The sequence below is a fragment of the Bacillus sp. V5-8f genome (genome assembly GCF_002863565.1).
Taxonomy (GTDB): Bacteria; Bacillota; Bacilli; order Bacillales; family DSM-1321; genus Peribacillus.
In genome coordinates this window covers 42188-56980 of sequence record NZ_PGUW01000007.1, presented here as the reverse complement: position 1 = coordinate 56980, position 14793 = coordinate 42188, and the positions used below count along the sequence as shown (strand labels likewise).

General features: G+C 32.7%; 16 protein-coding genes. 3 read left to right on the top strand and 13 right to left on the bottom strand.

Annotated elements, in window-relative coordinates; all coding sequences use genetic code 11:
- Positions 1 to 290: 290 nt before the first annotated feature.
- Complete coding sequence (locus CUU64_RS23120; protein WP_101633951.1) at positions 291 to 503, top strand: diguanylate cyclase domain-containing protein; 213 nt, start codon at positions 291 to 293, stop codon at positions 501 to 503.
- A 510-nt stretch (positions 504 to 1013) separates the two neighbouring features.
- Here the strand turns inward: CUU64_RS23120 and CUU64_RS11060 are convergent.
- The 12 genes from CUU64_RS11060 to CUU64_RS22585 all read right to left on the bottom strand — a co-directional run bounded on the left by CUU64_RS11060 (position 1014) and on the right by CUU64_RS22585 (position 10079).
- A complete protein-coding gene (locus CUU64_RS11060) occupies positions 1014 to 2339 on the bottom strand; it encodes a hypothetical protein (RefSeq protein ID WP_101633692.1) in 1326 nt (441 codons plus the stop codon).
- A gap of 147 nt (positions 2340 to 2486) precedes the next feature.
- Complete coding sequence (locus tag CUU64_RS11055; RefSeq protein WP_101633691.1) at positions 2487 to 2714, bottom strand: hypothetical protein; 228 nt, start codon at positions 2712 to 2714, stop codon at positions 2487 to 2489.
- A gap of 24 nt (positions 2715 to 2738) precedes the next feature.
- The gene (locus CUU64_RS11050) at positions 2739 to 3113 is read right to left on the bottom strand and encodes a tyrosine-type recombinase/integrase (RefSeq protein ID WP_257985504.1); all 375 of its coding nucleotides are present in this window, start codon (positions 3111 to 3113) and stop codon (positions 2739 to 2741) included.
- A gap of 581 nt (positions 3114 to 3694) precedes the next feature.
- Complete coding sequence (locus CUU64_RS11045; protein ID WP_101633689.1) at positions 3695 to 4522, bottom strand: nuclease-related domain-containing protein; 828 nt, start codon at positions 4520 to 4522, stop codon at positions 3695 to 3697.
- Positions 4523 to 5190: 668 nt separating this feature from the next.
- On the bottom strand, positions 5191 to 6372 hold the full coding sequence (locus CUU64_RS11040) for a helix-turn-helix domain-containing protein (RefSeq protein ID WP_257985490.1): 1182 nt from the start codon (positions 6370 to 6372) through the stop codon (positions 5191 to 5193).
- 26 nt (positions 6373 to 6398) lie between these two features.
- Positions 6399 to 7160 carry a DUF5986 family protein gene (locus CUU64_RS11035; RefSeq protein ID WP_101633687.1) on the bottom strand — a complete coding sequence of 254 codons (762 nt, stop codon included), beginning with the start codon at positions 7158 to 7160 and terminating at the stop codon, positions 6399 to 6401.
- A 329-nt stretch (positions 7161 to 7489) separates the two neighbouring features.
- The gene (locus CUU64_RS11030; protein ID WP_101633686.1) at positions 7490 to 8023 is read right to left on the bottom strand and encodes a recombinase family protein; all 534 of its coding nucleotides are present in this window, start codon (positions 8021 to 8023) and stop codon (positions 7490 to 7492) included.
- Positions 8024 to 8182: 159 nt separating this feature from the next.
- Complete coding sequence (locus CUU64_RS11025) at positions 8183 to 8389, bottom strand: hypothetical protein (protein WP_101633685.1); 207 nt, start codon at positions 8387 to 8389, stop codon at positions 8183 to 8185.
- Between the two features lie 286 nt (positions 8390 to 8675).
- Positions 8676 to 8936, bottom strand: a complete 261-nt coding sequence (locus tag CUU64_RS11020; protein WP_101633684.1) for a hypothetical protein — start codon at positions 8934 to 8936, stop codon at positions 8676 to 8678.
- 300 nt (positions 8937 to 9236) lie between these two features.
- Positions 9237 to 9533: a hypothetical protein gene (locus CUU64_RS11015; protein WP_101633683.1), complete on the bottom strand. Its 297-nt coding sequence runs from the start codon at positions 9531 to 9533 to the stop codon at positions 9237 to 9239.
- A 94-nt stretch (positions 9534 to 9627) separates the two neighbouring features.
- Entirely contained in the window at positions 9628 to 9885 is a 258-nt protein-coding gene (locus tag CUU64_RS11010) for a hypothetical protein (protein ID WP_101633682.1), read from the bottom strand.
- A gap of 14 nt (positions 9886 to 9899) precedes the next feature.
- Positions 9900 to 10079 carry a hypothetical protein gene (locus CUU64_RS22585; protein ID WP_257985489.1) on the bottom strand — a complete coding sequence of 60 codons (180 nt, stop codon included), beginning with the start codon at positions 10077 to 10079 and terminating at the stop codon, positions 9900 to 9902.
- A 236-nt stretch (positions 10080 to 10315) separates the two neighbouring features.
- Here CUU64_RS22585 and CUU64_RS11000 point away from each other — a divergent pair, with 236 nt between their 5' ends.
- On the top strand, positions 10316 to 10684 hold the full coding sequence (locus CUU64_RS11000; protein ID WP_101633681.1) for a helix-turn-helix domain-containing protein: 369 nt from the start codon (positions 10316 to 10318) through the stop codon (positions 10682 to 10684).
- 503 nt (positions 10685 to 11187) lie between these two features.
- On the opposite strand, the gene CUU64_RS10995 is transcribed toward CUU64_RS11000, so the two are convergent.
- The gene (locus CUU64_RS10995) at positions 11188 to 13140 is read right to left on the bottom strand and encodes a hypothetical protein (protein WP_101633680.1); all 1953 of its coding nucleotides are present in this window, start codon (positions 13138 to 13140) and stop codon (positions 11188 to 11190) included.
- Between the two features lie 894 nt (positions 13141 to 14034).
- Between CUU64_RS10995 and CUU64_RS10985 the strand changes: the two genes are divergently transcribed.
- On the top strand, positions 14035 to 14586 hold the full coding sequence (locus tag CUU64_RS10985; RefSeq protein ID WP_101633678.1) for a hypothetical protein: 552 nt from the start codon (positions 14035 to 14037) through the stop codon (positions 14584 to 14586).
- The last annotated feature ends 207 nt before the right edge of the window (positions 14587 to 14793 follow it).

Here is a 14793-nt window from a genome sequence, read left to right as displayed (position 1 = left end):
TTCCCTTGATACAATCATGGGAAAAGGTTGGGTAAAAAAATGCTATGGTGATGCCCGTACTATTTTAGAAAAAGTTCATCCAGAAGACTTAGAAATTCTATATAAAAACTTTTGGTGTTGCAGATTACAATAAACCTATTCTTCAACGCCTGTTGTATTCGAGGGGGAATACTGTCTGGTTTGAAGAATATTCTACCCCCGTCTATCGAGATGGCGTGTTCGTAGCTATTGAAGGGATTATGAGAAATATTAGTGAAAAGGTAACCTGACAGAAAAAGTTAGAATATCAGATTTCACATGATGCGTTAACAGATATCTTCAATCGAGAATATTTTGAACAAAATAAGGATAAATATAACCGGTGTATCGACGTACCGATTGGTATTATTTTATGTGACTTAGATGAACTTAAATATAATAATGATAATTTTGGTCATGAAAGAGGTGACTTGTTAATAATAGAAACCGCTAAACTATTAAACCGCTATCCTCCGAACATGTAATTGTGACGAGAATTGGTGGAGATGAATTTGCTATTTTGATGACAAATGTAAGTAACGTTGATGTTATGAACCTTTTTAATAAATCTCAGAAGACTTTTCGCAATTTAATAAAGACAGTAAGGATATAAAAATTAAATTGTCTAAAGGATATGCATACCGTGATTCCTCGATTGGAATGATGGACGAATTATTTAACGAAGCTGACCAGAAAATGTATACGGAAAAAAATTCAGGAGGAATAAAAATTTAAATTAGCGATCTTATTAACCACGGTGCCAAAAACACTCAGAGCCTGATAATCTGAGTGTTTTTATTTTTGTTTCTCAATTATAGTGTCGTTAGATTGGTGTATTATTAATTTTATTATACTTCGTCGTGCATCTCCTTAAATCTTTTACTAGGTTTTATTCCAGTATATTTATAGTAATTAGGAAGTACTACAGATGTCGAATCAAAAGGAAAGAAGGCAGCCTCTTTTCGTTCAACACAAGATGCCTCCTACTCCTTCCACTAAGTCGAGAATATTATTTCCTTTGAATTATCCCAACCACTAAACCGCTTTTGGTAAATAGTTGGGTGTGGTATCACAATTTTTCCTTCTTCTTCATTAACCAGTTTACCAAATGATAACCACTTGTCCATTGTTGTATAATGTTGTGAATATTTTTTAGCTATATTTATCAGTTCCTCGTACGGCCAATTCACCCTTGTATTTCTTTCAACAATTGGAATACCGACCTTCTCCTTAGCAGCATCCATTGATCCAAAGTTTCTAATATAAACATGCTGGCTTGGTAATCCATTTTTTCGAGCAAATTGATCATATTTTGAACTATTCTTAAATAATACTTTGTTTTCCATAGCAATTTGGACTAATTCTTGCTCTGAATACGTTTTTGATTTTTCATATGTAGATATACCAAGTTCTTTCTTGAACTCATTCCATGTACCAAATATATTTACTATCGCAGTTGCTGAAATATATCTATCCATATCAATCGTTTGAAGATATGATTTATACGAAGAATAACTGATAACATGATCTATGGTTTCTAGCCCTTGTTTGATTGCAACTTGCTTCTTTAACTCCCATGCCGGATTTTGTCCTACATGCTCTAGCGCTTCTTTCCAAGTATTGAAATAATGAACATAATAATGAGATTTATATGTTTTTCTTATTTCGGCAAACTTATCCCACTGCCTTGTTGTTGTAAAGTTATCTATATTTGCTTTAGCCAAATTAATTAAATCCCTTTTCATATCTTCAACTGCTTTAAGTCTTTCCTCTTTGTTTTTTTGGGGAACGATCGTATCAATAATATGGCGATCTCTTATAGTATTGATCATTTGATTAGGTTCAATTTCTTGTTTCATTAAAATAAGTTTCCGTATTTCTTGAGCATCTAAAATAGACTCTTGCAGAACCTTCTTTAAAACCCAGTTAATTGCTTGGGAAATTCGTAAATTCAATTCTCTCAATGATTTAACCCTTGTTCTTTGTATTAAATCAATACTAGGATCAATCATTTCCGGACAATTTTTCTCTCTAATTCTTAACATATTCACCTTTTCATTAACGGCATACGCATTCTTTCGAAGATCTTTTTCAAGGTCTTGGTGCCACCAAGCACCATCATATTCTATAACAAGAACCTTTTTTGAAACACCTATGGTAAGTGTTACATCAAATTCCTTACCAAACGTTTTGTCCCTATATTTAATTTCTATTAAGGAATTATCTTTGAAAAATTGGAGTAGATAATAATAAATAGCTCGTTGGGGAAATGATGATCCATCAAAAAATGATTTGAGATTTTTAATTTTTCTGGTCTTCAATCCACGATCTCCTTCATAGTTAATCGTGAATAGTATTTCCCTTTTTTATTCTAAGAATACAAAAAAGTAGCTAGATTATTATAATCTAACCACTCACTCCAACTAACGATACGGTAATGAAATTGTTCTACTTGCAACTATATATACTCAATCTATATCCTTTAAAGGCAGTCTCATATCCTCTGGTAAGCATTCAGTTAAAAAATTAAATAATATTCTTCCATCGACTTTATCACTAAGATAATTCATGTAAACTTTTTCTTCATCCTCAATGGGAATATCTTTAAAGTACCCCTTATACTTTTCCCAAAGTTCAGGGTCTTCCTTTTTAATGGCTTTAAAATTAAAGCTTACACCGTTTTTCAGATAGTCCATTAACCTTCCCTCCATCAAGATCTCTCAATTAAAAACACTAAATCTTTTTAGTACATTATTCGTTTCTTCTTCTGTAATTCCTATGTACCTTAAAGGAATAGAAGGATGTGAGTGGTTTAAGATACCTTGAAGCATCGCGATATCTTTTGTTGCTTTATAGAACCAATAATCAAACGTCTTTCTTAGAGTGTGATTTCCTACACTATTTACACCGGCAAATTCGGCAGCTTTATTTAACTGTCTATATGCCTGAGTTGGAGTAATGGGATCCTTGCCTTTTCTAGAAGGAAATAAAAACTCATGAATTAATTCCAAAGCATATTCGTATACTTCTGTAAAAAAATTACCAATATAAATTTCTGTCCTCTTTTGAGTTTTTCCTTCTTTGACCTTGAGTATTTTCTCCTTCTGAGATTTAAGCTTAGTGATTTGGTGATTTTTTAGACGGAGTAAAGCCCATTTATGTCCTCTAATTCCTGCTTACTGCGAATTGTTGAACATCCTTAACCTGATTGGAAAAGGATATCAATGTATGATTTTATGTGTTTCCGTACATTCCATAAAACGGTAATAGATTTTAACTTTTATCTATAAGATTTTTCCTCAATATATTACCATTTAATCACCAACGCAAATCGCAAATACTTTCGTAAACGCAGGTCCTCGTGGGTCCCAATATGCCAAATACATCACGTTCCAGTTTGCTTTAAGTTTCTTTGCCATCATTTTAACCCATTTAAGAGGATTGCTTTTTTCATTCGCTTTAGTGTCATTTATCAAACCATCCTTTTTGATAGAGCAAGTCTAATTTCCACATAGAGACTTAACAGAACCTTTTAAATAAATCAACAATCAAGAATAACAGAGCAAATTCCAAAAAGCAGAAAGGAGCATTATTTTGATGTGATGATCCGTTTTTTTTGTTTCAGTTTATAAGTATGTATTACCAAAATATTGCCTGTTCGATCACTTCACGCCAACTAAATTGTCTTTTGGTGATTAAAGCAATAGACCTTACCCTGAAACTTCTTATTAGAAAGACAAAAAGCAGCAACCTTCTCAGACACAGGTTGATTACAGGTAGCACACTTGGGGCTGCTTTGGTTACTGTTATGCTGATGTTCTTTATTGTTTTGAATGGCTACAGTATGTGTTTCCCTTAGTTCAGGATCTGTTATGTTAGCCTTTTGGATTATCGCAAAGATGCTTTCAATTTCTTGTTCAGTAATGAGTGGAGTAATATTTTGTAATTTAACAACAGAAACCTTTCTGTGAAGGAAATCGGATAACTCCACATCGTAAACAATCAACTCATTGGATGAAATCTTCCTCATTTCTAAATCCACTTTAAAGGTACATCTTTTCGTAAAGGATACGATTGATACGAAATGGTCGCTAAATTTACCATCGACCAAGCTCAACAACGATTTGATATGGCCATGATTTTGCATAAACGGATTCATCATTTTAAACTTACCGTTCACTGACCACTCTTTCCGATTCTTTGCTCCGTAAATAGTACCCTGATAATTTTTAGTTTCGATAACAAAGATGCCATATGGAGTAATAACGATATGATCAATCTGAGAATATCCTGATACGGATTTCGGGTTACGCACCATTATATCCGATAAGTGCCTGAACTCTTTTGGCAATTGATCCAATTGAATATCTATCTTGTATTCTCCTAATTCCCCTTTTCTTACTGCTACCTTCTCACGTTGAGCTTTACTTGAAACTGAAGTTTTCACTTCTTTAGTGCCTTCATTAGTTGATGTCTTATTCTTTTTGAATAATTGAAAGAACATGACCTTTATCTCCTTCTCCCAAAAATTTGTACTTTCTTCTAATATAGGTTATTGCCGTTAAAGTGTGAATTTTATGAATGCAACATGAAAATCACTATAAAAAAAGATGCCATTCCGTTGCTGGCACCCAGTATCCTTGCTCCTACCCTTTACTTTATTAACATAACATCTGGCCACGTACTCATACTCCGTGCTAACACTCCAAAAAATTACGATTTACATATCCAATTAGCATAAGCGATTTTAGAATCATTCCTGCCCGGGATATTTTTTCGGTAAAGATCGACGAGAATGTTTTGATAACCGAACAAGAATGGAGGTAATCTATTTGGACATTAGTAAGTACTCACACATAGCAGAGTTCTTTAAAGCAACGTCTTCTAAAAATCACAGGTTATCTCTGATGGGAAATCAAAAATATTCATATTAAAAATGAACTTGGAATAGCATCTCCAAGCTTATTTGTTTTACTGTCCTTTTTTTTTGAAGAGGTAAGTTCCGAAAAATATTCTATTGCCAAACTCCATTTAATCAACACGAAATACCTATTAGCATAATGACTATTTCAAGTAAGTATGGGGTAGATGGTAAAGCACTAATACAGTGAACCTTTATTTAAGAAGATAAAATAAGGCGGAGCATTTCTCTCTCGTTTCATGTGAGGACGTTTATCCAATATTGTTTTTGGAGTTATACCTTTCCTTTAGACTTACAATGTTATCATTAAAAGGCACATCTTCTGTTTTTAAATACCCACTGTCCAATCCAAGTAATTCTTCAACTTCTTCTCGGTTTAAACTTAACCCATAATGATGAGATAATTTTTGCACCAATTCTTCACCAGTGGCATAATCATTTTCAATTAGTAACTCTACGGCTTGTTTCATCGAAACCGGGTCACTAATTTCTTTGATGTCATCTAAGGGTTCACTAGTTCTCCATCCCTTTTGACTTATTTGCCGTTGCATATAATGATAAGTGCCTTCAGTAATAGCACCCAACTTGTATGCTCTCATAACCATAGCTCCTACTGATACACTCCAACGTTTTTTTAAAGATATGTAATACATAAGATCATTCGGGTGTATCAATACGTCTTTTAAGAAGGCATTTGCTGGCAGTAGAAATGCTGCAGCAAAGTCATTAGCCTCTTGTTCCATTAGCTTGAACTCTTCCTTACTTAAATCATCAATATTTAAATAAGGGTCGTGTAAGATTTTATGTCCTAATTCATGAGCAACATCAAATTGTCGTCTATAAAAGGACCTTTTTTCATTACCTAATACAATTGAGTAATATGGCTTCCCATCCAGTTCGTGGTGTGACCCAAATGCATCAATATTTTTTTTCCCTAATCTCATTGAACTAAGTACAAACCCTTTTGTTTCGAGCAAATAAACAATATTTTTTATGGGCTTATTCCCTAAATTCCAATATTCCCTCAACTTATTTGCTGCTGCTTCTATATCAGTTGCATATGATTCTGGAAATTCAGGTACTTCTAATTCTGGGAAATCAACGTATTCCTCTAACATGGCACGTATTATAGTTAAATATTTTACTCGATCATACTGCATTTCTCTTTCCTTTTTACCAGTAGATAATAAAGAACGGAAATACGTATTTCCCGTTTTTACAGACAGAGGATCTTCATAAAAATATTCTTTTGGAAAGTTTAAGACACGAATAATTTGCAATAATGCCTCAAACGTCGGGGTTGCTTTATTATTTTCGTATTTCGAAATCATCTGTTTACTAACATCTAATTCAACTGCTAAATCACTTATAGTATAACCTCGATAAATTCTCCCCTCTTTCAGTCTTGCTCCATTGAAATTTCTCTCAAACACTATAGTTCCTCCTTAATAATTGAGGTCTACATATTCTGTCCCTCTATATCCTGCTGTTTATTCTTTACTCTAGTAATTCTTCTTTCAGAGTTTCTACGGTCCTTGATTGATTGTTTAACTTTTGGAATGATTTCTCTCTTCTCTGTTTCTCCACTGATTTGTGCGTTAGGAACAAAAATCTCATCATACTGATCACTTGCGACATATGTTGACCAGTCTTCCACATCTATTAATTCAAAAAATTGATTATACAATTTTGCTTCTACATTAACTATTTTATTGTTCTCTTCTTTTCCAATAACAAAAATAACTTTATTTACACGTGGATAGTCTTCAGCTAATATTTTTCGAACTTCTTCAATTCGTCTTTCCTCATATTCATCTGTAAAACGAGGAAAAAACTCTAGTTGGTGATTATCCAGATTAACTGGTTGATTATTTAGGGATACGAATGCATGGAAATAGTGAATACTTTTTTTTCCAAGCTTCTTGATGACAACATCAAAGTTCTTTTCCTTTGAGAAGGCATAAAGTGTTCTCGTATCAATATCGAGAACCAATATGTATTCCCAGATGCCTCTTTTTCGTTGAAGTACTACCAAGTTCTTATGTAAGGCAGCTTTTCTAATTCGTCCGAAACGAGTATCCCAAGAACCACCATTTTCAAAATTCCCCGTATGCCATCCTTGTTCAAGTTTAACCTCATTGGTGATACCCTTAGTACTACCCGAAAAAGCTTTAACAAGACTTTCTATTGTCGCCTTCTCCATCCCTAAGCTTAAAGCCATTAGCAACACCAACCTTTTTATATTTTATCTTATTGTACTACATTTTTATAAAAAAAGTAAACCAAATTAACATTTTTTTCGAATAAATCAACAGGATGTTTGTAATTATGATAAAGTGATATGCGAGCAGATAATACACAGAAAAATGTACTTACAAGGGTTTACACTAGAAAATGCGAGATTTACAGTCATACATGTGTATCCATTTTTCCGTAGCTTGTTCTTTCTTTGTTATTTAACGGTTTACCTAAAACCAAAAGGACCAAATGGCCCTTTTTTGGTACTTCATAATTTTTGAATTATTTTTCTTTTTCGTTGATTGTAAATAATTATTTTTTCTTACTCCATAAGACATTAAATTGAACACTTTCAAATAATTCAAGCGGTATAAGTTCAGGTACTGTGATCTTGGCCCACTCATTAGGTGGATTTTTAACAGTACTTACGGTTCCATTTTTATAATTAGTACTGGTCTTGTTATAATAAAGTTCTCCAATATAAATGCGTGATTTTGCAATCCATCTTATTCTAACCGGATTCCACAGCAGATCATTTTTGTAAAAATATCCTTCTTTATTGAGCAAAACAGAAACATCTGTGTAAGATTTACCTATTTTAAGATAGTTGAAGATTTTCATAACTACTTCACTTTCTTCTTGCTGGATTAATAATTTCCCATTTTCACATCGATAACCATATGGGACTCTCCCAAGAATCACTTTCCCTTGTTCCCTTGCCCTTTTCAAACCCCGGGCTGTTCTTTTAGTCATATATTCTCTTTCCTTCTCATGAATTAAATTTATTAGAAACTCTGCATTCCCTTCGTTAATCCCACGAACCAAAATATCCTCAATACTTGTCAAAAATATCACTCTCTTTTCATTTTTTCTTAATAAAAGACAAAAAACCCCAACGAATAAACATACGAATAATGAGCTTCGTACATTTATTAGTTGGGGTTTTCCCTTTTCGTTTATTAAGTTATTAAGATAGTAACACCACAGTTATTTTTTTGCAATAGCCTATTTTAAACTTAATTGGATTTTATATAGGATGAATTTGATTGCCTTATTTGTGTTTCTCAAGGGAAGAATTTTTTTATACTGAATTCCCCTCTCATTTAAAACATCTTCAAGATAAAATTGAGCATCACAGTCTGTTAAGGATATCTTTACTTCACCTTTCTCGATTATCTCTTCTATGAGGCTAGCATATAAAGAAATTGACATGGGAGAACACCTAGATCCTACTGCGAAATTACGTTTATCATTTATTTTAAGGTCCAGTTAAATATTTCTCTACTTGTTAGCAATTAGAATTCGTTAATACTGAATTCAATCAAATCTATATCATCATCTGATAAAATAAACTTCTTTTGAATTGCTTTCATTGGAATCCCTTTTTTAGCAAACTCAATTGCTATGATTAAAATTTCATCATCGATATATCTATGCTCAATTTTATCTTTATTTATCTTTATTCATCTATAACACCTCTAAACTGAAACAATAGGATTTAGAGCCTCTTTAAAAAAGTCTCACAGTTCTTAGGGATAACAAAAGCAGTGAACTCCTTACCCATTCCTTCATTCGGTTGACCCTTAATTGCCTGTATCAAAGATGGATTAGAAAAGCCAAGAGGCAACGCAAATTCCCCGGTATATTCGGCAAGCTGCTGATTTATATATTTCCCCTTACTTCTTCCGCAGCTGCAGCTCTTTTCAGACAGGTCTAGATTAAATATATCATTACATTTAAGGCACATAAGAAGCTTCATTTGCATCCCTCAATCTAAATTACCGTTCTTTTCCTTATCAATCGTTTCCTAAATGTAAGCTATTACTGTGGCATCGTTCCTGTACTCTGTTATTTTTTCAGTGATTAGCTTGTTTTCAAACATGCCCCTTAACAGTTAAAGTTGCCCGCTTTCATTTTTTAATTATAAATCACCCAAATAAAAAGGTTATCTCGCCATTAGTAAGATAACCTTTTAGTTGCTTTGACAGAATTGCCTGCACAGCCCATAACCTATCTAGAACTATAGAAAAGTTGCTAGCCTGTTTTTTATTAAATCCTGTTACTCAATTCTAAAAGTTGCTGTGTTAGCTTTGTTATATACTTGATGAACATCTTTCTTGGATTGTTTTACATATGACTTAATCATTGAATAATCGCTCGCGTTAACATCTTCTACTTTCTCTAACGTTGCTCCTACACTTCCAGCCAAATATCCAGCTGCCCCGAGTATCACTCTCACTTCGTGCATCAATTCTGAAGTTAATGCTTCATGAGCATTATTTTTCATGATATTTTCTTCTGCGTCTTCAACAATTGTTGCCAGATCAATTATTAATTTGCCAGAATATATTTGCATATTGCTTATCCCCTTCATATAGTGATTTTTTGAAACCCTACATAAAATTTAAAAATTCATTACCATCACATCACTGCTTCATTCTCTATTAGTTTTATTCTAACAATTGATTTTCCTTTTCAATTTGCATTCCTGCCTTTATCAAAGACAGATGTAAATTATCTCTCTGTTCGCATTTCTCATTTCTGGAAAAATCAAAAATATAACGATTAGTTACCAATTCATGTTTTGCCATAAGGGTTATTAAATCGATTAAAAGTTTTTCAGCTATATCTGTACGAGGGTCTTCATTAATTTTTGTAATTCTATGTAGCTCGATTTGTAGAAATCCTAAATGTTTAATATATTCCACACTCAACTCTCCCACTAAAACATTTTCTGTGGATTGACTAAGGTGTTTATGGCAAACACAAGGGCATCATTAAAAGCCGTACCATACGCTAACTTCGTTTGTATATGTACCTGTTCAAAAATGTTTGCTCTAATGTCATCAATGAATTCAAGCTTTTTTGCTTCATCCTCAAACTTCCCAAATTGGGCTTTCATCTAGATCCTTATTAAAGCAATTCAGAGTACATAACATACTCTTCACTGGTGATAATTTGTTCGAGCCTTTCTTCAATTAACCTGTTCACGACCTTTTGAAATCCATCGATCATTAGTACCGCCTCTCTTTATTCCAAATATGAATATATTCTTAAGTGGAATATAACACAATATATATTGATTGTAAAATTCAATAACGATACGATTACTAATAATAATATTTAGAGGGTTGATTTATGAGCGATTTATTAATTGGAAGACTAATCAAGGAACTTAGAAAAAAAAATAATATGACAATGGTTGACTTCTCAAAAAAAATTAAAATATCTCAGCCGTCCCTATCTAAGATTGAATCAGGAAGACAAGAGGTATCGTTTTCCCTGTTGGAATCTATATGTCATGAATTTGAAATTTCAAGGAGTCAATTTTTTCAAATGCTGGAAAGGGACAGTATATATCACCAAACTTCTTCGGCTTTAAACGTTGAGGAATCCGTGGATGCGAACAAAGAAATTGAAAATAAAATCGGAGAACTAGTTTCAAAGATGACATTTGAACAAAAAAAAGCATTGTACATTTTTTTATTCTCCAATAGCAAAGAATAAAATCCATAAAAATTAAGATACTTAGGGATTTTTAATGAGATTACTCAAAATAAAAAACGCAGTCCGACTCTTTTATGAATTGGACTGCTAAACTTTTTGCTCAATTAGTTTTTCCTATAGCTCTAAACCTCGTTAAGTTTTTTTACTCAAATTTTTAAAAATGCTAGTCTTCATTTTCAAAATGATGAAATTTGCTTTGTTCTATTTATGTTCCGAACAGGTTCCGAATCATATATCCCATTCGGAACATTGATCCTTAATCGGTTTTCCTTTTACAAAAAGGTTTTTCATGAATAAATCAGTACTTTGTTCCGAAATACTGAATTTTTTACTGTTTGGAAAGAATGTATAACCGTACAGGTATATTTTATATACCAACATACTCTCAAAAGTAGTGGAACGTTGGAACAACCTGCTATTAAACCTTGATGTTACTGGCTTTTAACCGTTCCATCTTTTCCATTAATTGCGGAACGAAATTTGGAACTTTCCTCTACCTTATTTTATTTATAGAAGTAAATCATTGTATCGGGCAACTCTGGATGAACAATGCCATCCTTAATTGATTCAGGATTACCCGGATCAGATAATTGTATTAACCACGCAGTAGGATTACTAGCACCAATTCTGTGTTTAACTTTTTTAATAAAAAATGAATAAGTTTGTAAGTCTTTAACGACTTTATTGCTTGATGGGTAGAATGGGATTCTTTCCGACATATTATAAGCTTCATAAATATTAGATGGAGCCAAGTATAAATAGGTGGAACCATCTTCTTTTACACACTTATAATCACTATTATTCTGTAATTGATCTTTTTTAGCCAATAAACCAATCTTGCGCAAAAAATCCATAGCAGGATGGTCTTCGATTGTTAGTTGTTGCGTTTCTTTCATCTCCTGATATACAAATTGATAAATTTCCTTTCTTTCCTCTGGATCAGAAAAAAATATTTCATCCTCCAAAAAATCATTTAACTGGGCAAAAGCTGCAAAAGCTGAAGCAAGAAACATGGCATAATGGGACCGAATTCGAATGTGAATATTACCCCATCCCCTACTACTAAAATAATCAAGGATTTCATGATAAAGTCGTAAAAAGTTATGCTTCCATCTATAAGATGTTCTCATTAAATACTGTCCTACCCAATATGGTACTTCTTTGAGAGCTTTGACTTTTCTAATAGCCTCTTCATTAAAATTAATTTTTGAAGCATCAAATAAAACTGATCTTTGAATAATTGATGGCACGCTGGTCAATACTTCTCCACTTAACATTAAAGTCGCTTTTACAGGAAATCGAATAATAGCAGATTCATCTTTATGCCCTCTAATAAAATCCTGCCTCATATAAACATTATTTTTAAGTGAATCTGAACAGGCCTTAAAGAAATCTATCCCCTTGCTATTCTCATTCTTATTTTCAGCTTCGTCTACGACAAAAGGCATAGAGGATTTTCGACTCATACCCTTTCTTAAACTATCCAACGATGGCGGGGTATTCAACGATACATTAATACCGGCCATTTTTGTATACTCTTTAACGGCTGTACTCTTGCCTTGACCATGTTTTGCATATAGGTATAGAAACGGAAAATAATCCGTTTCCTTTACAATGGCATCTACATTCATTGTTCCAGCAATATAACCGAAAGCTAGATTTGAATATTGACCATAGAGTAATTTAAGGCACTTAAAGTAAGTAACCAAATCCTCCTTAGAGGGAGTAGTATCAATATGTGGATGTATTCTATATTCGTCATCTTTATCAACATCCACTTTAAAATTCTTACCTTTTACTGCTATAATTCCATCTTCATCTGCAAGAACCACCTTATCACGATAATACGCATGTGATGGATAAATCCAGATACCCTCCTTTTCATTCCACCCCATATATGGTATAAACTCAAGTTCTTTCATAGGGCTGGTTAAAATCATGTTTATCAGACTATCTAAGTTTGTTTGCTTCCCATACCAATTGAATCTCCCGTTATTCATGCAATGTTTTTTAAAAGCTGTTTGAATTGCTAATGTCTCACCATCAAATTCGACCACTTTTGTCTGATTGTTAGAGATTAGTTTTAACATATAAACCTGTTTGCCATTTTGTCTTACAGTCGTATAGAGTGGCACAACAATAAAGTTTGAAATTGGACTTTCTTTATACTTTGAGATTGGACTTTCTTTATCCTTATTTTCCTCTGTCTTTACTCGTACGTAATAATATTTTTTTTCTTTATTGATTCGAAGATGATTACTATTAAAAATGTTTTCTCCTGTTGGATACAGATCAGACGGGATATTTTTATCCTTTTGCTTATTATTATCTGGTTCCTTACGCGCAGGAGAATCTTCAATTCCCACCATCACATCATTGTATAAGCCTATACTTCTTCCTACACTGGATTTTTTTCGATTTTTAGTTTCCATTTCAACTTTGTTTTTATGATTCATACTTTTTCCTCCATAATAAAAACCCCAAACAAGTAAAGATGGTCAAGTCATAAGGCCATTCTTAAACAAGTTTGGGGTTCTCCCTTTTTTATTATTTATTTTTTAGCAAGAAACTTATTATTTAACTTACTTTTATAAGGGACCTCCTTCTTTTGTACTTTGTTAATTAATTTCAAGCTAAAATCTTAAAATATTATAATTATTATTTTTGATATGCGAACCCCTTTTCAAATAAAATTTTAATATTTTCTTGATTTAATTAATAATATTGTAAAATTTAAATAGTACGGTATTTCCCAGAATAAAATTAAAGGAGCAATACAATGAGATTTAAGTTCTATAACGATACTGGCAGAATAGTTACTATACATCCAGCTACATATAAATATGGCTGCAGTGTCGATAATAAAGAAGCGATTATACCATTAGAAGAAAGACTATTCATCTTGCCAGAAGGTACCTACCCGTATGTCAAGATGTGGGACTATGGATTAAACAATGGACTTCAGTTACTGGTTTCACCTACTAAAGATTAAAAAACTTAATTTTGGTCAGTAGCCCCTATGTGAGTAGTTTATTTAAAAGCTACTCTTTTTTTATTTGTCGGTTGTTTATAGATGTAAATGAGTAAATAGATGTTGGATATAGAAAAAATGCTCATTGTCACGCCATTGATTTAAATTTCATTAAAGTCTACTTTAAGTTAAATGAAATTTAGCAAAAACTTAATCAGATTCATTAGAAAAAATTAACTTATATTGGATTTAACTCCATTAAAAGAAAAAAACAATAAGAATTAAGTATTACGTACATATTTTTTTATTTTTCTATTCGAATTGCATAAAGTTCAAGCTAATATGTTTTTACCTTTAAATGAAAGGAGAGGAAATAAAGATGGACAAAGACATTAAGAAAGCATCCTTGAGAGAAGTTATTTCACTCATAAAAGCCGGGAAGACGGATCAAGAAATTGGAGCAATGTTTAACTTATCTTCAGGATCCGCTATTTATAGTCGTTTAAAGATTGTTGGAGCTGATAAATCGACCAAAAAGTGGGATTTTACCAACATTGATCAATCCATGTTAGACGATATTTTTTGGGACATTCGTCAAGAAAAGAAACTAGTAATAGAAAAAAACTTTGATAACCCGTCATTTTCGGAAGAGCAAATCAATGCGCTCAAGGTTATTGCAGATGAATATATCAACCGGAGTTCTAAGAATGAAGATGATGAAACCAAATATAAAATGTTTGGCAGACTACTATTTGAACACGCCAATTATAAAAATAAAGATATTGCCGCCAAACAGTTAAATGTCCCCATTCCTGACCCTGTTATGCAACGATTAGATGATTTTACTAATAGAAGTGGACTTGAAAAAAGATTTATCGTAAACAAAGCACTCGAAGTTTTTTTAGATTTATATCAAAATGATTTGAAATAAGTGTAACTATGCACGTTGAAGTATACCCGTTAGAGGGGTCCGTTCAACGCGTATACTATGTCCTTCTTTAAAACCAGATTTATCAATGGTTTATGTACTATATGGGCGCTCCCTTTAAATGCCGACTATATAGGAAGAGAACTACTTATTTATTATGAAATATAGGTCTATACAACCATTCGCTTTCAAATAACCTTTATTAAATTG